At 32.3% G+C, this 22490-nt stretch carries 16 protein-coding genes; 10 read left to right on the top strand and 6 right to left on the bottom strand.

Features of this window, described 5'->3' with window-relative positions:
- Positions 1–115 precede the first annotated feature (115 nt).
- Positions 116–2113 (top strand): hypothetical protein, encoded by a 1998-nt coding sequence (locus MKZ17_RS12450; protein WP_340724055.1) that lies wholly within the window; start codon positions 116–118, stop codon positions 2111–2113.
- A 997-nt stretch (positions 2114–3110) separates the two neighbouring features.
- Here MKZ17_RS12450 and MKZ17_RS12445 read toward each other — a convergent pair.
- Positions 3111–3521 carry a hypothetical protein gene (locus MKZ17_RS12445; RefSeq protein WP_340724054.1) on the bottom strand — a complete coding sequence of 137 codons (411 nt, stop codon included), beginning with the start codon at positions 3519–3521 and terminating at the stop codon, positions 3111–3113.
- A gap of 270 nt (positions 3522–3791) precedes the next feature.
- A complete protein-coding gene (locus MKZ17_RS12440) occupies positions 3792–4253 on the bottom strand; it encodes a hypothetical protein (protein ID WP_340724053.1) in 462 nt (153 codons plus the stop codon).
- 357 nt (positions 4254–4610) lie between these two features.
- Here MKZ17_RS12440 and MKZ17_RS12435 point away from each other — a divergent pair, with 357 nt between their 5' ends.
- Positions 4611–5852 (top strand): replication-relaxation family protein, encoded by a 1242-nt coding sequence (locus tag MKZ17_RS12435; RefSeq protein WP_340724052.1) that lies wholly within the window; start codon positions 4611–4613, stop codon positions 5850–5852.
- A gap of 44 nt (positions 5853–5896) precedes the next feature.
- Here MKZ17_RS12435 and MKZ17_RS12430 read toward each other — a convergent pair whose 3' ends face one another.
- Positions 5897–6136: a hypothetical protein gene (locus tag MKZ17_RS12430; RefSeq protein WP_340724051.1), complete on the bottom strand. Its 240-nt coding sequence runs from the start codon at positions 6134–6136 to the stop codon at positions 5897–5899.
- A 299-nt stretch (positions 6137–6435) separates the two neighbouring features.
- Positions 6436–6903, bottom strand: coding sequence for a tyrosine-type recombinase/integrase (locus tag MKZ17_RS12425; RefSeq protein WP_340725551.1), 468 nt, complete (start codon positions 6901–6903; stop codon positions 6436–6438).
- Positions 6904–7247: 344 nt separating this feature from the next.
- Here MKZ17_RS12425 and MKZ17_RS12420 point away from each other — a divergent pair, with 344 nt between their 5' ends.
- The 6 genes from MKZ17_RS12420 to MKZ17_RS12395 all read left to right on the top strand — a co-directional run bounded on the left by MKZ17_RS12420 (position 7248) and on the right by MKZ17_RS12395 (position 18132).
- The gene (locus tag MKZ17_RS12420; RefSeq protein WP_340724050.1) at positions 7248–8177 is read left to right on the top strand and encodes an LAGLIDADG family homing endonuclease; all 930 of its coding nucleotides are present in this window, start codon (positions 7248–7250) and stop codon (positions 8175–8177) included.
- The gene (locus MKZ17_RS12415; protein ID WP_340724049.1) at positions 8170–8472 is read left to right on the top strand and encodes a hypothetical protein; all 303 of its coding nucleotides are present in this window, start codon (positions 8170–8172) and stop codon (positions 8470–8472) included. Before MKZ17_RS12420 ends, MKZ17_RS12415 begins: the two co-directional genes overlap by 8 nt.
- A 734-nt stretch (positions 8473–9206) precedes the next feature.
- Positions 9207–11075, top strand: coding sequence for an N-6 DNA methylase (locus tag MKZ17_RS12410; RefSeq protein ID WP_340724048.1), 1869 nt, complete (start codon positions 9207–9209; stop codon positions 11073–11075).
- Between the two features lie 173 nt (positions 11076–11248).
- Positions 11249–13813 (top strand): type I restriction-modification system subunit M, encoded by a 2565-nt coding sequence (locus MKZ17_RS12405; protein ID WP_340724047.1) that lies wholly within the window; start codon positions 11249–11251, stop codon positions 13811–13813.
- Positions 13810–15033, top strand: a complete 1224-nt coding sequence (locus MKZ17_RS12400; protein ID WP_340724046.1) for a restriction endonuclease subunit S — start codon at positions 13810–13812, stop codon at positions 15031–15033. The genes MKZ17_RS12405 and MKZ17_RS12400 overlap by 4 nt, the downstream gene beginning before the upstream one ends.
- 15 nt (positions 15034–15048) lie before the next feature.
- Entirely contained in the window at positions 15049–18132 is a 3084-nt protein-coding gene (locus MKZ17_RS12395; protein ID WP_340724045.1) for a type I restriction endonuclease subunit R, EcoR124 family, read from the top strand.
- 78 nt (positions 18133–18210) lie between these two features.
- Here the strand turns inward: MKZ17_RS12395 and MKZ17_RS12390 are convergent, their stop codons facing one another.
- Together MKZ17_RS12390 and MKZ17_RS12385 are read right to left on the bottom strand one after the other, a co-directional pair.
- Positions 18211–18588 (bottom strand): hypothetical protein, encoded by a 378-nt coding sequence (locus MKZ17_RS12390; protein WP_340724044.1) that lies wholly within the window; start codon positions 18586–18588, stop codon positions 18211–18213.
- 80 nt (positions 18589–18668) lie between these two features.
- Positions 18669–19715: a hypothetical protein gene (locus MKZ17_RS12385; RefSeq protein ID WP_340724043.1), complete on the bottom strand. Its 1047-nt coding sequence runs from the start codon at positions 19713–19715 to the stop codon at positions 18669–18671.
- Positions 19716–19877: 162 nt separating this feature from the next.
- On the opposite strand from MKZ17_RS12385, the gene MKZ17_RS12380 reads away from it, so the two are divergent.
- Positions 19878–20984 carry a nucleotidyltransferase gene (locus tag MKZ17_RS12380; RefSeq protein WP_340724042.1) on the top strand — a complete coding sequence of 369 codons (1107 nt, stop codon included), beginning with the start codon at positions 19878–19880 and terminating at the stop codon, positions 20982–20984.
- Positions 20977–21834 carry an S-4TM family putative pore-forming effector gene (locus MKZ17_RS12375; RefSeq protein WP_340724041.1) on the top strand — a complete coding sequence of 286 codons (858 nt, stop codon included), beginning with the start codon at positions 20977–20979 and terminating at the stop codon, positions 21832–21834. Before MKZ17_RS12380 ends, MKZ17_RS12375 begins: the two co-directional genes overlap by 8 nt.
- Positions 21835–22490 lie beyond the last annotated feature (656 nt).

Raw genomic sequence — 22490 nt, 5'->3', positions numbered from 1 at the left:
GAAACAACTTTTTTTTGGAATTAAAATAAATTAAGAAAAAAATAAAATGGAAGTTAAAACGATTGAAATCATCTGTTATAGTGTTTCAAATAATTTTGGAATGAGGTAATATCAGATGGGAAAATCTAATGAAATTCAAACAACGGAAGTGGATGTAATTGAAAATGACTTAATAGAAAGTAAAGCTACTACGACTCATTTAGAAAGTTTAAATAACGTTGGGGAAAACAAATTAAGTGATGTAGAAGTTAATCCAACTAAAGTGGCAGAAGTTGGACCTGAGGCGTTAGCTTTTTTTGAGGAATTAAAGTCTAAACTATCAGATGAAGATACTGAGGGCAATAGTAACATCGATGATAAAAAAGCAGAAGAAAAAGGATTTTATAGCCCAATTGCATATGAAAAAGACTACATGACATATAAAGATCCGGAAAAATACAGCCCGGTTAAAATTAGTAATTTTATTTTAAAACCACTTTATAAGATCCGGCAGAATGATAATGAAATATATTATCGTATGCAATTAAAAAATAAAAAAGAAAGTATTAATGTATTAATGAACGCAACAATATTAACTAGTAATAGGCTTTTTCGTCAATTTGTTAGAAGTAAAGGTGATTTTGCTTGGCTGGGCAATCAATACAAACTCGATTATTTGAATGAGTATTTAATTGAAGCTTTTGAATGTAACGAGGTAATCGAACTTAATTTTGTTGGATATCATGAGTTCGAGGATTCTGAAAAATCTAATGGGCTATGGGTGTTTCCGACATTTGCATTTTATGAAGGGAATGTCATCTTTCCAGATGTGGATGGAATTTTCTTTACTCCAAAAAAAAGTTTTATGTTAAATAAACAACTGTTGGATAATTTATATCTAAATGCTAAGTATATTGATAAAGAGTTTGATGGAGAACAAGTGAAGTTAATTTTGAACAAATTATTTAAAATGTATAGCTATAATATTTTTCTTGGAATCGGCTTCACAATTGCTACGATGCAAGTAAATTTAGTTGAAAAATTAACCAATCAATTTCCTTTTTACAGTCCTTCAGGTATTACTCACTCAGGAAAAACGGAATATTTAAGTATTCTTTCTAAATTTGCAGGAGTTGAAGTGAATTTTGTATCTCCACCTGAAAAAATCGATGTTTTACGTAAAGAGGTTTCGTATTACTCACATTTAATTTTCGGATATGATGAGGCACAGGATGATGGAAGTACAAGCTTTTATAAAAAACATGAAGCTCCATTGAAGGCCTATTTCAATCGGAAAAGCCAGCACCGTGGAGATAAGGATATTTTTAAAGTGCATAAGTTTCCTATCAGATGTGGACTATTATTATCTGGAGAAATAAGCACAAGTAATAGTGCGCTATATACAAGGTCGATTTTAGTAGACTCGGCAAGCTTCGTTCATGATAAAGAAGCTTTTAATCATGTTAAACGAAACAAGGATTTAATTTTATATCTTGGACAAGTAATGATGAAGGACTCTGAAAATTGGTGTAGTACTTTTAAAAATGAGTTTAAAAGCTACGAAGTTTTAATTGATCAATTTCTAAATGAAAAGGTACAATCACGAGTAAAAACGAACTATGCTATTCTATTAGCTGGAATAAAGGTGTTTCTAGAAAAGATAGAAGTTTATTTTGATATCGATTTAACCTTAGATCAATTTTTACAAGAGTTATTCACTTTCGCTACTAAAGAAATGATTAATGCTTATCTAGTTGCAGATGAAAATAAAAACGTGACAAATTATTTAGCAAACATTGCTTATTTATCAAGCAAAGGTGTATTACTTGAAGGTGTTCATTATAAAGTTGAATACGATATTTATAAGAATCCAAAAATTTTAAGTTTGGCATTTGGGGATGCTTGGTCGGCACTACAGGATTCAAGACTCAATACTATATATACATCAAAAAATCAGGTTTCAAATGATGTTAAGACATTGACCTATTTCTTGCCGAATTTTAGCGCTCAAAAGAAAATTGGAAACAAAAATTTACGAGTTTGGAACTTCGATTTGCAGCACCAAGATATCCCGGAATTCTTCCAACACTTTACAATGAATAAACCGTCACATATTGATAACGAACATCTTTAAAAGCAGCGAATGAGCTGCTTTTTTAATTTGAGTACTGCGGTGTATTTGAGCCAGCAGTGGGGAACTTTAAGATACCGATACGAATATTTGAGCCACCTGTTGCGGAGTACTATACCATCCTCATATTTAGCAGGGGATTTCCCGGTCTCTTTAGGTCTTACGGTAAGCTCAAATGGCTTATCATCGAGCCTTGGTGGGCATGATTCTTGCGCCAGAGTAGAGAACCAACTGAACATATGCAAGCTCTGCTAATCGAGGCTACCTTGCCCGTTTCTCGGTATAAAGCGCGAATTCGTTCGAGTTAGCTTCATCTCTTTATTCCCAATGAATCTAAGTTTTGGCTCTATGCCCTCACGAAGTGGCTCATTTGTTCGCATTGAATGGCTTAATGTAACGCACTAATGGTCTTTTTTCATCCGCAATAATCATATTTTCAATAAAATATGTCACAAAGTATCAAAGTAGTGAAGTAACAGTTTAATAAGTACCTTAATGATTTAATATTAGGTTTGGAAATAGTGAACAAGATAATTATTTTTTATTAAATAAACAAATTGTAATGCTACTTTGTTACTTTTTAAATAAAATACATAATTACATGTTGTTGATCAGTGTTTATTTAGGTAGCATATCAAAGTAACAATTTTATGATTTAGGTACTTAGATTTTGAAAGGTAGCCATTTAAACGACTATTACGGAAGTGCTAACATGCGTTTTAGGGTTAGGTGAATACTTTGAAACAAATAGTATGTTTGCCAATTTAGAGAGGAATATTAAATGAAGGATTTCATATTGCATGCATTTAGTAACAATGTAGACCATGTTTAATGGGTGTTTTAATTAGAGTCGGTTAGTAGTTTTGTTGGTTGAATTATTACTTCAATACTTTAATTATGTAAACTTTTAGATATTATCAAATCCAATCGTTATTGAAATACAAAAAAGCTACAACGAGGGGAGTTAAATAGCTCGTTGTAGCTTCAATAATAGCCTAATTTAAGAAAAAAACTTGCAAGCTAATGGATTAACGACAATGTATCGTTGTCGCGCATTTTTCTGTAAAATCACATAGTTTTTATCATATAGATATTGTAATAATGTATTTAAATTTTTTGCAGATGATTTCGTTATTAGGCGTGAATTAGTATAGACTTCACCACGTTTGAGTTGAATTTTTCGTTTGAATTTCGCCAACTTAACTAAATTTAATAATAGATCATAAGCCAGAATTTCTAATTTACCTGATTTATCGAATTTCTTTAATTCAGGCCATTTCTCATTTGTTGTTTTCAAATCGCCTTCATCATTGAAATAGAAGAAATGCTGGTATTGATGATTTAAAGATAGTGTATCGAATAATAGTTTTTCAGCAGAAAATGCCTCAATTAATAGTTGATCATGATTCATTGTAATATTCCTCCTAAAAATTTTTAATATTCTACACTAAGAAGAATCGTATTCTAATAGCTAATTCGGAAATAATAAAAATAAAGTTTATAATATTAGTTTTAAGATTACTTTGACTTGGAAAGTAAATATTAAAAATCAGAAAAGGAGTATTTAAATCAGCAAAATGTTGAAAATCAATCAAGTGAACTTCTATTAGAATTTGTCAAAAGTTCAATTTTAAGCATGGTATTAAGATGGATACAAATACCAAATAAAAAGGACAAGTCATCAAGACTTGTCCTTTTCAGCATTTAAATACATAGCATAACGTTCTAATAATTGTGCAATTGCTAATGAATACACATCATTTAATCGGAGACGGGTATTATCAGCTAATGTCTTCATCATTTCAAGATGATGACTTCGAAGAGAAATAGTAGTTCTCTTCTCATTTTCAGTTAAATCAAGGTCCATCAAAGCATCATGAATACTTAAATTCGGCTTGGGTACTTCAGGGCGGGGTACTTCTTTAGCTACAACAACACGCTTGCTAGTTACTACGTCTACATCTGCGGATTCTAATAAATCATCACCTTGATACGCCCAAATACCATCTTGAAGCTCTTCATATCCAAGCTTTAGCAGCCTTGCACGCAATGTTGTTCTCCCTAATCCCAGTCGCTCACTCAACTCATAAATATTGCAACGTGTTTCATTTAAATGCATTACAATTTCTCCGGCTGTTCGCATTTACTTCATCCTCCTTTGTAGATCCTGCATCAGTTTGATGAAGGATTTCATAAATCAATATACACGCAATGTACCTATATTCTAAGTCTAAATTAATTTATTTTTCTTTCATCATCTATTCGAATATTAAGCAGGACAGATTAGAATATTAAAAAGCGTTACAACATTCACCGTGTTAGTCACTAAGCAAATCAACTAGTGATTCGTTCATTCAAAAAATCATTGAATAAATGTAAGTGAATTAGCTCGTGAATATCGCTAGATAGCAAGATTAGCGCGCAATCTTTTATCTAGCTCTAAACGCTTCGCAACAAACCTGACTTAATTAAAATATTTTTATTTGAAGGAGGACATCTCATGAGTATAATTCATGACTATCGACTAACTCATTGCTCGATGAAGATTTTAGCATTTTTAATGTATTATCGAGGGATGACAGCGTTGCAATTAACGCAAATGTACTATGAAGTACAGCTACCACTGAATACTCAGAAATCTAGCATTCACAATTATTTAAGCAAATTGAAAAATCAAGGTCTTGTAGCTTCGAAGAAAGTAAATGATCCACTGCATCCTGGCTCGTTATATTGGTTAACAACACTCGGGCTAGATACAGCTAAAGATCTGTTAAATATTGATATCGGAGCAGCCGGAACTGGCTATATCTTTTCAGATGACAATCAACAGCAATCACAAGCAGACTTACCCTATGAAATTTATGCACCACCGAAAATGCAAGTTGAGCATCATTTATCACTTATCGATTTCTTTAATATTTTACGTTGGAACTTTTTTGAGGATGAGCATATTACGCATCGTCTTTCGATGTATTGTTCCGTTGAATATTCAGTAGGTAATAAACAAACAAAAATTCGGCCGGACGCTGAAATTGTTTTACCAAATGGCGACATTTATTGGATCGAAATTGACAAAGCTACAGAAAGCCATTCAAAGCTCTTAAATAAATTTAATAACTATAAGCATTACTTCGATTATTTAAAGCAACAAAAGTTACCATTGCCGATGAAAGCAATTTTATTTGTTACAGATACGAAGCAACACAATGGAGGCGTAAAGCGACGATGGTCTAGCCTTTTATCTGCATATTTAAAAGTAATGCATACAAATGATGTAGATGTTCGACTTTTACTCACACCATTGAACAAATTAGAGCAAACATTGCGCTTTGAGATGCAGCGAAAGGAACTTGAAGTTACAGCAAAGCAATTTTTAAGCACAAAAGCGCAGCTAGAAGATTATCCACAGATGCAACGATACAGTAAATTATCATCCGAACAGCTATTGTTTGCACTTGCTATAAACAATAATGCATACAAGATCATCTATGCGAATATTAGTAATACATTTGATTCTTCAGCTTATACAAACTTTCAACAATTTTTAACAAATGAAGCGAGGATTAAAAAGAAAAATGAAGTACAAAAACTAAAATTCCAGGGACTTGAGCGAATCATATTTTATCAAGATGATCCACCGCAACTATTGCAGCGTCTGCATGGTAGTGAGAATTATCCTGAAATTGAAGATTTGTTAAAGCAACTATCTAGTAACATTGAATTTGTTGAACTTATTTACTAAATAAAAAACAGCTCTTGCATTAATTGCAGGAGCCGTTTTTTGAATTAAAACTTATAAAACATATTCATATTGCCACTTGTAACTACTAGTCGATGATTGTTATCAAATACAACATCACCATCTACCTCAGCAATAATCATGGCATCCCCGCGCTTCATCGATTCTTTCTCATTACGATAAGACTTGTCAAAAATCATTTGTGCTTCATCTAATGAGTTCGCCTTAATAGATGCCACATGCACATCCTTTTCAACCAATCGCTTTACAACCTCAAACTTTTTCATTTCTAGCACTCATCCTCTCTTTAAATTGATAAATATAAAAAAACATCTACTACGATACAGTACGATTCATTCGTAACCACGCATCATAGTAGATGATTTTTTCAAAGTATATGACCCAAAAGGTCTATCAATTGATATTCAATTAGTTAAATCAAAAAGTATAATATTGAACCTAACTATATTTTAACGCCTGTTAACAATCATTTTAACTACCTAGCTAAATATTTGTTAAAAAAATTATCATAGATGCTATTAACGGTTTCCAGATATTACGAACAAAGCATAAAAGGTTTATTAATTTATAAATCTAATGAGAGTATAGCTCGATCCTTTTCGTCTTGTGTAATACCAATGTACCGAAGCGTAATTGCAGCAGAACTATGATTGAGCATATCTTGAATAATAACAATATCAGTTCCAGCTTTAAAGCTTTGATACGCCCAGGTTTTTCGTAATGAGTGAGTGCCAATGTCTTTTACTCCAACCGCATCAGCAGTGCTTTTAATTATTTTCCATGCCATCGCTCTTTGAAGGGGCTTATTTTTACCTTTTCGGCTATAAAACACATAGTCCTCTAAATTTCCTTTATAAAAATCTTGGACATAGCTGATGATTGCTTTTTTTACACCATTCGAAATCGCAATTTTATTATGTTTTCCTGTTTTTGTTTCTTTCAATTTTATATGCTCGAGTGGTGTGAGCTTTTCATTTATCAAATCTTCAAATTTTAAGTTTAACAAATCACTAACGCGTAGTGCAGAATTAATTCCAAGTACAAAAAATAATTAGTCCCGCTTATTCCCTTGTAAATATTTCTTCATATCATTAATTTTTTTACGATCACGAATCGGTTCTACAAATTCCACTCTATTCAACCTCCAATGATTCTTTTTATATTAAATTCGATAGTTATGTATCATTAGAATACAGGATTATATAAATTTTTAATAAAGTGTTCGAAAGCTTGATATATCAAGGTTCATGGCTATTTGACGAATGATACAAAATAGAATTGTGTATCATTGAGGTGAATGGTTAAAACGATTGAATAAATTATATAACCTTTACTCATACTTAAAGTAAATCATACGAGTTAGGGAAGGTACTGCTTATGAGTAAGGTTCTTACTAAAGAGGAAATTATTTTACTTTATTATTCTGGAGTGTCAGTGGAGGATATTGTGAAACAGTCTCATTACAAAGCTAGAAGTACCATATACAGAATATTGGGTAAATATGGTATTTATCCGAACAGAAATCCCAAAATAGAACTTTCAAGCGTCGAAGTTAAGGAGATTATATCTATTTATAAATCTTCTCCAAAAATATCTGCAGTTAAAATAGGGAAGATGTATGGTATATCTGGTGATTCGGTGTTGCAAATCCTAAGAGAGAATTTTGTTTCGATAAGAAGGCAACCTAGAAAGCATATAATAAATGAAGCTTATTTTGATTCATTAAATCCAAGCGTCATGTATATTGTTGCACTTATACAAACGGATGGAACCATACATAAAGATCTTCTAGGTTTCTCCATCATACAAAAAGATTATGATTTGCTTAAAAAGGTTGCAGTAGAAATGGGTGCAGATGAACATATTATTTATGAATATGGTAACGGTGTTCCTTCCCTAATTGTTAGAAGCAAAAAAATGGTCCGTTCATTAATGGAAAATTATAAGTTACATCCAAATAAATCTAAAACTTTGGAGATGCCAAAAGTTCCTGAAGTCTTAATCCCTTCTATGTTAAGAGCGCTTTTTGACGGGGACGGACATTTTTCAAAAAGAGAAGCTGGTTTCGTTACTGCTAGTGAATCTTTTGCTTTAGCATTTTATGATATTCTCCAAGAATATGGTTTGGAACCCAAATTAAATCTTGAGAAACCTAATCAAACATGGTTATTTAGAGTATATGTTCGAGGGATAGATAAGCTCAAAATGCTAAATGATATCCTGTATAGTGACGGAAGTACATTATATAGGGAAGATAAAAAGAGTAGGCTTTCAAATGCATATAAAAAAGGTGATATAGATGAATAGCATTCAGAAGTTAGGAAGGGCAGTAGTAGAGAAAAAGGTTATTCAAATGTATATAATGGAAAAATTGGGCGCACCGACTATTGCTAAGGAGTTTGGTATTAGTAAAACCGAGGTTTATCGGATTTTAGAACGTAATAATATAGAACGAAGGCAAAGAAAAGCAATAATTGCTCAAGAAATTATGAAGTTATATGAGAAACAAATGAGTATACCTGAATTGAGTGAACATTTAGGATTACAAGAAGTGACTATTAAAATAGTCATATCACAGAATAAACTAGAAGATATATTGTAATTATAAGGGTAAAATTATATCAGTCCAATTCCACCTTCATGCCGAAGACTTTCTACGATATTCCAGATTTCATCTTGTTAAATATACAATTACATGTTACTAGATTTAAGCCCAGGTGCCAAGTACCTTCATCAAATTATTCAGATATTGAGGTTGAAATAGATACTGTACATGGGGGGAAAGGGGAAACGCATACAGCAACATTATATTTAGAGACTTACTTTAATTAAATATGTGATCTGGAAAAAATCATTCCGTTCATAAAAGGAACATACGAAAAAAAAGTTGCTGCTCAAAAGACCGCGCAGGAAGCTTTGAAAGTTGCATACGTGGGAATGAGTAGACCTACCCATCTATTATGCTTAGCGATGGTGTGAACCAATTGGATATAGAAGAGCTGGAGAAAAAGGGATGGAAAGTAGTGTATATAAAAGAACCTTCGATTGTTTAATCTAAATAATTATATGGATATGAACCTTGAAATATAAAACTAATATGAAAGTACAACAGCGATTGAAGCTTTGTAGCTTAATACCCCACAAAATATAAGTTAATTGGATTACTTTTTAAATTAATTATTATTTTTTCTATAAAATGTATTTACTTTTATAAAATTGTCTGTTATCTTATTATCAAGGCAGAAAAAAGTTGGTGCTAATATAGCTTCTCTTTTTTTATCAATAAAAATAAATTAATCCAATTACTTTTTAGGGTAATTGGATTGGGAGGTAATTATGGGTGATTTAAACATAGCTTTTGGAAAGCTTACAAATGTGTTAAAGGGTCATATTGATGTTTTAGAATACAAACATGTTATAGGATCAGCAATGACTCTGAAGCAAATTGAAATTGAAAAAAAATTTGTAGTTAGTGAAGCAGCAAAATGGAGTAACATCGTTTTTCAAAGACAGGATTTAAAATCGGTATTAATAAATGCTTTTATAGAAATTGAAAAAGCTAATCCTGGATTACAGCAAGTATTCGCAATCGAACATGTAACAAAGCTAGATGAAAAAACAGTTGAATATTTAATATCGGTTATCAATCAAATTCCAGTAACACCAGAAACCTTTAAAGAGATGTTATATCACTTTGCCTCACAAGAAGGTAAAGCTGGCGGCGAGTTTTTAACGCCGAAATCGTTGGCGGAATTATTACCATCACTTTTAAATATAAGAGGCGGAGAAGTATATGATGGAACAGCTGGTGCAGCGCTGCTATTAACAGAAGCAGCTAAATACGCACAGAAACACGGGCAAAACGTTTGTTTATACGGACAAGAAATTAATCCGTCAATTTACGCATTAGGGAAAATGAATTCAATTATTCATGGTGTTGATCATCAATATGCTTTAGGAAATACATTATCGGAACCTGCTTTTGTTGAAGGTCAGTTAAAGAAATTTGATTATGTTTTGATGAATTTCCCATTTTCGTTAAAGAATTGGGGAAGTGAAAGAGCTGAGTACGACTTATACAATCGATATAAATATGGTATTCCGAGCAATTCTAATGCAGATATGGCATTTGTACAGCATGCTATCGCGTCATTAAAGGAAGATGGTAAAGCAGCGCTGATTGTTACACATGGTACGTTATTTAGAGGTGGTGCGGATAAAAAAATACGACAAGCTCTTTTAGAGGAAGATTTAATTGAAGCAATCATTGGCCTTCCTCAAAACTTATTCTTTACTACTAACATCCCTGTAGCGATTCTTATTTTAAATAAAAAGAAGTCTGTTGAAAGAAAAGGCAAAATTCAATTCATTAATGCACAAGACCATATTGAAAAAACACGAGGTCAAAACGTTTTAAGAGCAGAGGTTCAAGAAAAAATCATTAGTGCGTATCACAATGCTGAAGAAATGAAGCAATACAGCATGTTTGTTTCAGTTGAAGAAATTGAAGATGCCAACTTAAATATTGCACATTACTTTACTGAGGATAATGTAGAAAGTATTTTTGGCAATGTTTTAGTAAACAAAAATACGTATGAAAATGATTCTACTCCAAAGGCTGAATTGAAAGAATTGGCCACTATCATTAGAGGAATGAATACACCACCAAAAAAAGATTTAGAACAGCAAGAAGGGGAGTATCACTTGCTACAATTGGCTGATGTACAAGATGGTAAAATTCAGTTCCAGCAGTTAAATACAATCGATTTAGAGCGAGATAAGGCGAATGGGTATGAAGTAAAAGAGGGAGATATTTTATTATCTAGCCGAGGCACAGCAATTAAAATTGCCATCGTGCCAGCATTAGATAAAAAGCTTATTGCTTCGCATAACTTTATCGTTATTCGTCCTAATAATAACGTGAATTCGTACTTTATTAAGTCGTTTTTAGAAAGCCCAATTGGTACGTATTATATTAACTCTAAGCAGAAAGGTACTGTTGTGGCAGTATTAAGTGTTAAAGACATTGAATCGATTCCTGTTCCTAAAGTAGATGCTGAAATGCAAAATAGATTAGGAGCAGCGTTTGAAGAGGTTGATAAGGAATTGGAAAGAGCGATTCAGCAGGCGAAGGAAAAATATAGTTCCAATTATTATGAGCTTTATGAGAAAATAGGGTTAACTAAAGCTTTTAAGACTTTTTAAGTTTTGAATATTAGAAATAAGAACTCTAAAAAATATGGGTTCTTATTTCTAAAGAAACTTTAAATATAAAAATCAATAAATATTTCGCACTCAGTACCATTAAGATAATGTTATAAAAATAAATTATTTCATTAAAATATTAAATTTATATAGGAAGTTAAATGGAGGTTTATATGATTACATCAGAAGAAATTAAACGCAGATTATGGGATGGAGCCAACGAACTTCGTGGTTCAATGGATGCAAGCCGTTATAAAGATTATATGCTTGGGTTAATGTTCTATAAGTTTCTTAGTGATAAAACTTTAGAAACATTCAGAACAGCCAGCGGTTTAGGGCAAATATCGGAATCGGAATTGGTTAATGAATATAAAAAAGCGCAAGAAGAGTATGGAGAAGAATTAGAAAAAATGATTCAAGACGTACTTGGTTACTATGTAACTCCTGCGTATCTATATCAGACGTGGTTACGAGATATTGATTCGGGTGAGTTTGAAGTTCAAAAAGTAACAGATAGTTTGAATAATTTTGAGCGTACTATTGCCGTTTCGAATGATGCAGATGACTTTAAAGGCTTATTTTCAAGTTCAACGTTGGATTTAACAGATACAGCTTTAGGTAGTAACTTAAATGAACGTAGTAAAAATATTAAAGCACTTATTTTATTATTTTCAGATTTAAACATGGTGGCATTACAAAAAGGGGATATTCTTGGTGATGCTTATGAATACCTTATAGGTCAGTTTGCAATGGAATCGGGGAAAAAGGCGGGTGAGTTCTATACACCTCATCAAGTTAGTGAGGTTATGGCACAAATTGTAGCAAAAACAACAAAGGTTACATCGATTTATGACCCCACTGTTGGTTCGGGTTCGTTGCTACTAACAGTTAAGAAACATTTAAGCGAAGATGCTCAAGCGAACTTAAATTACTATGGTCAAGAAAAAAATACAGCGACTTATAACTTAACGCGTATGAATTTGCTACTTCATGGTGTACGTCCGGATAAAATGACGATTAAAAATGGCGATACACTATCACATGATTGGCCGGAAGATCCGGACCGTCCAAACGAAGGTGTACAATTTGATGCGGTTGTTATGAATCCTCCTTATTCTGCTAAAAAATGGAATAAATCGAATTTAAAAGTAAGTGACCCTCGTTTTGAAGTAGCGGGCATATTACCACCCGATTCTAAAGGAGATTTCGCTTTCCTTTTACATGGATTATTCCACTTAGGTACAAATGGAACGATGGCTATCGTATTGCCTCATGGTGTGTTATTCCGTGGGGGCGCGGAAGGTGAAATTCGTGAACGTTTACTTGAGAAAAATTACATTGATACCATCATTGGTTTACCGAGTAACCTATTTACGAATACAAGCATTCCTGTAGCTATCCTTGTTTTGAAAAAAAATCGTCAAATTAATGATTCGGTGCTACTTATTGACGCTTCTCGTGGCTTTATCAAAGTAGGAAAGCAAAATGTGTTACAGGAAAAAGATATTGCTAAAATCGTGGATACGTATGTGGAACGTAGAGAAGAAGCTGGTTATAGCCATTTAGCTACTCGTAAAGAAATACTTGAAAATCAATACAATCTGAACATCCCTCGTTATATTGAGTCGATTGACGAAGAAATACCACAAGATGTAGATGCCCATGTTTTTGGAGGTATTCCTCAACAAAATATAGCTGATTTGAAAATTTTACAATCTATGGTGTCTGATATTTTGGGACAGTCTTTGAAACAAGTTCGTGAAGGCTATGTTGGACTGATAAAATCAGTGGATGACATAACAGTCGATGTCTTAAACGACGCACGAATTATTGAACTATCAAAAAAAGTGGAAGATAAAGCGAATGTTTATATCGATAAATATTGGGATACTTTACGAAACGTGGATGACCAAACGAATTTGACACATTTGATGGAAAAAATGCTTATTGAAATTAAAGAAATTTTATCTACATTTGATTATATTGATGTGTATGACGGCTATCAAATTGTAGCTGAAATTTGGAAAAAATCACTAACGCATGATACAGAACTTATTAAACTAAGTGATTTCTATACAGTAGGACGTACTCGTGAGCCGAATATGGTTACAAAAGGAACAGGAAATAAAAAACGTGAAGAACAAGACGGTTGGGTAGGAAGTATTGTACCGAATGAGTTGATTAAAAAACATTTATTTAGTCAAGAAGTAGAAGAAATTGAATCAAAGAAAACACAAATTCAAAAAATCGAAACAGAATTGTCCGAATTGGTAGATGCTGCAAAGATTGAAGATAGTGATGAAGCCAATGCTTTAGGCGATACGTTGAATGAAGCGGGAGAGGTCTTTGAGAGTAAAGCTGTAAAAGCAGAGTTAAAAGCAGCAAGCAAAGAAACAGTAGAATATCAACTATTAAAAAAAGTCAGTCAATTAATAGATAATAAATCAGCACTTAATAAGGCTGTTAAAATCGAGGAAAAAGCACTTAAAGAAGCGGTACAAGAACGGATTTTAATTCTAACAGATGAAGAAATTGATTGCTTGATGTATGAAAAATGGTTTGGTAACACAGTAGCTATGATAGTTAATCTGGTAGAAATGCCACTTAAAAAAGAATTAAACACATTAAAAATGCTACATGATCGTTATGCAGATACTTTATCGGTGATTGACGAGCAAAGTCGAAACTTGGAATCATCATTTGAAGTAATGCTGAAAGAACTGGTGGTGATATCATGACGAAAACAAATAATTTAGTACCCAAAAGACGATTTCAAGAGTTTCAAAACACTAATAGTTGGGAACAGTGTGAGTTGGGTAAAATAACCAATTCTTATTCGGGTGGTACACCATCAGTAGGTAGATCTGAATATTACGATGGTGATATCCCATTCATTCGTTCTGGTGAGATTAACAGCGATAGTACTGAACTTTTTATATCTGAGAAAGCTCTTAATTCATCATCTGCAAAAATGGTTGAAGTTGGAGATATACTTTATGCGATGTATGGTGCAACTAGTGGAGAAGCTGGAATATCAAAAATTAATGGTGCAATTAACCAAGCAATATTAGCAATTAAGCCAATAGAAGGATATGATTCAAAATTTATTATGCAATTGCTACGCAGTCAAAAACATAAAATTTTAGATAAATATCTCCAAGGTGGTCAAGGGAACTTATCAGGCTCGATTGTCAAAGGATTACAAATCAAGGTTCCGAATTATGATGAGCAGAATAAAATTGGTAGATTTTTTGAAGAATTAGAGAACAATATCATTTTTCAAAAGCGTAAGTTAGAAAAAGCTCAAGCTTTAAAATTTGCTTATCTGTCTGAACTATTTCCCAATGAGGGTGACCTTGAGCCAAAAAGGAGATTTGCAGGATTTACTGGTGCATGGAAACAAGGTACTATTGGGGAATTTGGCTATTTCTATTATGGAAAAAGCGCTCCAAAATGGTCAGTAACATCGGATGCAACAACGCCATGTGTAAGATATGGAGAACTTTATACGAAACACAAAGAAAAAATTGATACAATTTATTCTTTTACAAATATTCCAAGAGAAAATTTGAAATTTAGTACCGGAAACGAAGTTCTTGTTCCCCGTGTAGGCGAAGATCCATTAGATTTCGCAAATTGTAGTTGGCTTAGCATACCTGGAGTTGCAATAGGCGAAATGATTTCAGTTTACAACACACAACAAAATCCATTATTTACTGCATACATGTTCAACGCCCTTTTCAAATATGAATTTGCAAAACGTGTCGAGGGAGGGAATGTATCAAATTTATATTACACAAAATTAGAAAATATTCCTGTTTCCTATCCAAGTATAGAAGAACAGAATAAGATAGCTTCTTTCTTAGATAATTTAAGTAATCTCATTGTTCTGCATCAACGCAAGTTAGAAAAACTGCAAAATTTGAAAAAAGCTTATTTAAATGAAATGTTTATTTAGAATGGGGGGTATGTCATGAGCAATGCACCGAAAAGCGCTTCAGAAAAAATTTTTCAAGAGAAATTTGTAAAAGAATTAGAAAAGTATAAATGGGAAGCACCGGATTTTTTGGACGGTAATAAACAAAAAATTACTGTTAATGATTTAATAAATCACTGGCGAAGTGAATTAAACCGTATAAATGCTGATATGTTGGAAGGCGTGGAATTGACGGATAACGAATTTAAACAAGTCGTGGCGAAAGTTAATCAAATTAATAATAGCTATGAAGCTGCGAAGATTTTAGCTATCGAAGAATCCACAGGAAAGATTGATGGTATTTATCGTGATGATCATCCAGATGTTACGAGAAAACAAATCACATTGACGATTTTTAAAAAGGCTGCGGTACGAGGTGGAGATTCTAGTTATCGAATTGCACGAGAAGTGCAAACACCGAATAACAACCGATTTGATATAGTCCTGTTGATTAATGGTTTACCTTTAATCAACATCGAGCAAAAACGCACAGATAAAACGCTAGATGAAGCGTTCGGACAATTCATGCGTTATTATCGTGATGGCGAATACAGTAACAACTTTATGGCTTTTTCACAGATGATGGTAATGACATCTGAAATTGCTACTCGATATTTTGCGACACCTAAAACTATTAACGATTTTAATCAAAGTTTTATTTTTCATTGGTCCGATAAAGAAAATCATATCGTCAATGATTGGGAAAAAGTGATCGGACAATTCTTAATGATTCCGATGGCACATCAGATGATTGGAGATTATTTAGTAATTGATGAAGCTCGTGATGAAGAAAATAGACGACATATGTTAATGCGCCCTTATCAAGTACACGCTTTACAGGCGGTAGAAGGTGCTGCATTTGGTTGGGATAATAAAGAGAAATTACCGCATGGTGGTTATGTTTGGCATACTACGGGTTCGGGTAAAACGATTACGAGTTTCAAAACCGCATTATTTTTATCCACAAGAGCTGGTTTTGATAAAGTAATCTTCCTTGTAGATAGACGTGAACTCGACAATCGTACTAGCGAAAACTTTAAAGCCTACGCTGCGTATGAGCCTGTTTCTGTTGATGATACAAAACATACATATCAACTAAAAAAGATACTCAAATCTGCTAAAAAAGGTATTGTGGTAACAACTACGTTCAAATTAAATACCTTAGTTAAAGAGTTAGAAGAATCGAGTGATGCTAGTTTATCCGAAAAGAAAATTATTTTTATCATTGATGAAGCCCATCGTACAACAATGGGACAGATGATGGGAACTATTAAGCGTTATTTCAAGAAAAATGGACTTTTCTTCGGCTTTACGGGTACACCTTTATTTGATGAAAATAATATAAAAGGGAAAATAAACGAAAAAAGTGAAGTCATCAATACAACGGAAAAGTTATTCGGACCGGAATTACATAAATACACTATCGATGAAGCTATTGCTGATAAAAACGTATTAGGTTTCCATGTTGATTATATAAACACAGGGGAATTCAAAAGTTATGAAGATTTAAGAGAGCAAATAGCAGAAGATATAAAGGCCGAAAAACCTCATTTAACTGACAGAGAAATTGAACGCGAAGTACAAGAAATGTCCGAACTTGAACTCGAAAAGGAAGCTGTAAAACGTGAATTACTAATATATCAAGATGAAACACATATCCCGCGTGTAGTAGAAGAAATTTTGAATAATTGGGAATCACAATCACAAGGTAGAGAATTCAATGCTATTTTGACAGTTGCTTATAAACCTCGTGTCATTGCTTATTACAATGAATTCAAAAAACAATTAGCCGAACGTAAAGAAAACTTAAATGTGGCAATGACATTTAGTTTTGGGAACGAAAATGATACTACACCGCTTGATCCGGAAATTGTGAAGGGCATGTTTACAGATTACGCTACATTTACAGGTATCCAATTCATTGCGGAGGATAAAAAACATGGTGAGGATGCTTACTTTGAAGATGTCGTAGAACGTGCTACGAGAGGTGGTAGTGGGCGAAATCCTAAAAATATAGACCTTGTGATTGTAGCTGACCAATTACTGACAGGGTATGATTCTAAGCGTTTAAATACATTATATGTTGATAGATCGCTTAAACTTCAAAATTTAATTCAAGCTTATTCACGAACTAATCGTGTATTTGGTTCAAATAAGGAATTCGGGACAATTATCAATTTCCAATATCCTCGAATTACTGAGGAATTAGTAACAGTCGCATTGAAGCTGTATGGAAGTGGCGGTAAGAGTAGCAAGGCGATTGTTGATACCTATGAAACTGCTGTAAATAAATTGGCTTTAAAAGTTGCAGAGATGATTCCTACATTACCAAATCCTACTGAATGGCAGACACTTGAACGAGATGAAGAACAAAAAGAAGTGTTTATTCTTGCTTTTAAAGATACGGCTGAACAATTAAATTTAGTGGAACAATATTATGAATTTAAGTGGGATGACGTAAGTTTCGGTATTGATGAACACACTTGGTTACAATATATTGGTGCGTATAGGAACTTAACTTGGAAAGAAGGAACGACACAAACTCCAACAACAATTAATACACTCGTTGGAAAAACGAAGTTAGCTGGAACACAAGTAATTGATGCGAATCATATCCTTAGTTTAATCGGTTCCAAAGTTATCACATCTAATGGTGTGCAAACAGTCGATAATGAAACACGCCGTATTATTTATGAACAAATTCAAGAATTAAGTAATATGGGTGAATTTGAACAAGCTAAATTATTAAAAGAATTCGTTGATACGGAACTCGTTTCCGGAAATTTAAGCGGGAATTTAAATTTTGACGAGGCTTTTGAAATTTGGAAAGATGATAAGCTACAAAAAGAGGTAGATATATTCGCTAGTGAATGGGGAATAAATAACGAATTATTATTAAAATCCGTGCGTTCGTATTCTATTTCACAACCTGATGTGATTCCATACAGAGAAGATATTACTCGTAGTGTAGATTTTGGAAAAGCGACAAATAAAACAGCGGGTATTCTGTTAAAACATAATATATCGCTATCTAAAAAACTTCCGGAATGGATTGCTGAAGTTCGACAAAAATATAATTAAAGTAAAACAGATAATAAGCTGGATTTTGAAATTTAAAAGCTTCCATTGCAGTTTTAATTGCAACGGAAGCTTTTGTTTTTATTTCTTACTGCGGACTAAATTCAACCCGTCGGGTAAAAAAGTAACAGAATTATTGAAGTAAAGAAGGTTAATTTTGTTACCCTGGTTGTTTTCTATAACATAGTTAAGCAACTTTGATGAAATCTTAGATTTCTGGTTAAGTTGTAGGATTAAGTCGCGAATATCGAAACTTACACATTTTTCTAATTCGTAAATATAAACCTTCATATCAATTGTAGTTCCGTAATATTCTGAGGCAGTTACATAAGTTCCGTTAGAGCCGCCAAATTGGTTATCATAATAATGTTGATCTTTTTTGCCAATTCCGGTAGTTAGATAGTTAATTCGATGGATATTTTTTTCGATTTCTACAATTCTTCCTTTTAACTTTTGCATAACGATAGCCTCCTAAATGTTTATGTTGATCATCGGGGTAAGATGAATAATTTAACATTACCATTAGGACTTAATCTTTGTTATGTACGAATTTTTGGATATTCTACATCTCGAATATATATTTTATATAAACTACGTATAATAGAAATCTTCTTTTGACTGCATTCTTTTTTATACGAGTAAATTGTTGTTAAATCATAGTTTTTAAACAAATGATTTTTTACATCATCTTCATCTAGTTGTAGAAATAGAGCATTTATTTGGCGTTTAAATTTAGTTGTTAGAACCGCTTTCATATAAATAATTTGAGCAAGGTTTTTATGTGCATAATTCTTTCTTTGTATTAGTTCTGAAATGTATGTATGTCGATGATACATAAATCTATTGGAAGCAGCAAAATTTATTGATGAATCAGTGATTACTAGCAACGGTGAAAGAATTGTTAAATCACAGTCTTTTACATTATTTTTTTCTAAGTAGTCAGCGATTTGATAGGCTAGGTTTGTAAAGTATGAGTTTTCAATATCATAAATTTTAATTAATATGTCCATAGAAGGCTCTTTTTTAAATGCTAGATTCAAGTCTCGGTAGTAATCATCTAAATGTGTGAACGCATCGATTAAATCTTTATTAGACACATTTTTACTTTTAGTAATTGTTTTTTTTAAGATATATTCAAATAATTTGAAAGTTCTGATATTGTTTAGTTCATCATAATTTAAAGCAGTTAAAGCATGTCCGTTTCTTTTTTCCTCCATAGTCTTTAACTCAGGAATATTTAATCCGTTAATTTGATTTAAATCAATTCCGTTATTTTTAAAATATTTCTTAGTATCATCTTTGTAATATTTTACAAGTTTCATCAGTCGTTTTTTTTGTTGATAGGTTGAATTCTTTATTGTTGCTGCAGTGTTAGGAAGTAGTGATGAAATTTCATTTTGAACGTGAGTTTGTAAAGGAGTTTTATGTTGGTAACGAAGGATGTAACTATCTTTATATAATTCAAATAGAATTTGTGTGCAAAAATCATCAAATGTAATTGGTCCATTAAACGCACTCGAAAAATCTGGATGGAAAATTTCAGCTAAAATTAATTTTATATTTGTTTGAAATTCGGTAATATTCATCATTGGTCTCCTTAAAATTGTCTAAATAAAATTTTGTATATATTTTCTGGGAATCTTTAATTCATATAGAAGAGAACCTTTGTTCTATTTTGTATTTGTTTTTATATTACACTTATATTATACTTAAAACACACTATTATTCCAAATAAAGGGTTTTATATAATGTCTACAGAAAACTTAAAAATATTATTGATAGATAGCAGAGGAAACCTAATTATTAAGGGAATTGAAGGAATCTTTGAATTGCGGGAGTATTTGAAAAAATATAGAAAGAGGCGGAATAGGATGACTACTTATACCAGGGTAAATATGAATGAATTCATAAAAAATAATATAAATTTAGATGTAGATGTTACTAAGAAAGCACGTTCAAGTAGGGATTTCTTGTATCAGCAATTAGAAGAGTTACCTAGTAAAGTAGAAGATTTTCCAAGATTATATCCAAACAAACATATATATAACTACGGATCATTTTCGAGGAAAACAAAAATTCGACCATTAGATGACATAGATTTTATGTTAGTTTTTGCAGCAGATGGGACAACATATGAAAATTTTGGTGATGAGGTAAAATTAACTGTTCCGAAAGAAGCAGAAAATCTATATAAGTTAAGAGACGAAAATGGATATTTAAACTCAAGAAAAATAGCGAATAAGATTAAGGATAATATATCAAAAGTTTCTCAATATAAAAAGGCAGATATTCGTTCAAGCCAAGAAGCAGTAATTTTAAGTTTAACTAGTTATGACTGGACCTTTGATATTATACCAGCATTTAAAACAACAGAAGAAAGTGATGGTAGGTCTTATTATCTGATTCCGAATGGAAAGGGTCATTGGAAGAAAACGGACCCTAGGATTGATCAGGCAAGGGTTACTGGAATTAACAAATCAACGGATTTTAATGTTATTGAATTTATAAGGATTATTAAGTATTGGAATAAAGTACAAAGAATCAATATTTCATCATATTTGATAGAAAATATAGTATTGAATTACTTTGAAACTAACTATATTTGGCCAAATAGAAAAAATCAATTAAACTCATTTTTTGCTTACTTGAAAGATGCTATTTTTGAATCAGTTTTAGATCCTAAAGGATTACAAGGGGATTTAAATGACTTAGAGTATAAGAAGAAATGTTTAATACAAAATAAGGCCATAGCAAGTGAATCTGCCGTAGTTAAAGCATTGAATTTCGAAGCGAGTCAAGATTATGAAAGTGCTGATGGACAGTGGCGAATTATTTTCGGTGATGATTATGAATAAACTGTTTCCCATTCAAGATAGACAAAATACTCCAGAAAGCATTATTTTTTTACGTGGGCAAAGACAAGCATATAAACAAGCTAAAAATTTTTATATGTTTAGAATGTTTTTAAGTATAGTTTGGCCGATTATAGCAGTTTTATTATATTTTATTTTTGATAATAAATTTTCTAATGTTGTTATAGTAATTAGTTCCTTAATTTTAGTTGTAACATTTATTATAGAATATTATGAAAAAAGCTTTTCAAAAGTGGGGGCAAATATTCAAGAGTGTTTTGATACGAGTATATTCAATTTAAAGTGGAATTCACATTTAGTTGGTGAAAAAGTTAGTAAAGAAGATATTGTTTTGTTAGCAGATAAAGAAAGAACGGAAGAATGGAAATTAAAAGATTGGTACACTGGAATAGAAACTGAGAACGAAGTCGAATATACATTAAAAGCACAGCGTATGAATACAGCATGGTCCATAAAACAAAAAGAAAAGTTTAGTAAATTTCTTTTGTTTTCAGGTATTTTAATATTTATTTCTTTGGTTGTAATAGGGTGTTATCATGGATTCAAGTTATATGATTTTTTAATAATGTTATTTTTCCCAACGATTTCATTATTCATTTACTTATTTAAAGCCTGGTTTGATTTTCTTCAACAAGTAAATGAGTTAAAAAGAATTACACAATGTATAGATGATTCATTAAATAACAAGGCTAAGGTCACTAAGCAAGAACTACGAGCTATTCAAGATTCTATTTATATTCATGGTCGGATACCTAATAATATTATTCCAGATGTACTATATAATAGAATGAGAAGTAAACTTGAAAATTTATTTAAATACACAAATAAGTAACTGTCTCCGTAAGCAAAATTTCGATACAAATCCTTTTTGGGTCAAATTTGGGTCAGTCTCCAAAAATGAGTATTAAAAATGGCGTGGAAACGTTGGTATATAAGGGTTTTACCAAATTATCATTCTTTCCCCCGCCGTCTCCATATACATTATTCAATGATTGTCAAAGAGTGAGAGAAACCTTGTATTTTAAAGGTTTCTTTTTTGTATGGTTTGAACCCCACCTGTTCACTAGCAGCAGCGTTACCACCTTCATTTGAATATTAGTACAACATTATACAAATTTCACAACTTTTCAATGAGATTTGTATAATGACTTTCACTTTGTGACCTGGCGTAAAGAACTGTGAACTAAGAGATAACACTTGATAATATAATCTCTGGACAGATAAAAATCCCTGCTCCCTAAATTTCCCCTAAACAATACATTGTACAAAAAAACAAAGAAGTGTATAATGTTTGTAAAATTATAGGATAATGATGTACATTTTGGGGCTTGGGTGAAAGTTGGATTCCACGGGAGGAATTTACAAGAAGCTGATGATAAAGGCGTATAGAGGATGGAAAATGCACGTTTCTTACTTGGTGACGAATAAAAGTAAACATTGTACAAAAGCAAGTGACAGAACATGAATTAGTAAGAGGAGCGGCTGAGA

The organism is Solibacillus sp. FSL R7-0682 (assembly GCF_038005985.1).
GTDB lineage: Bacteria > Bacillota > Bacilli > Bacillales_A > Planococcaceae > Solibacillus.
Note: the sequence above shows the minus strand (reverse complement) of the source record. Positions and strands in the feature narration are given on the sequence as shown.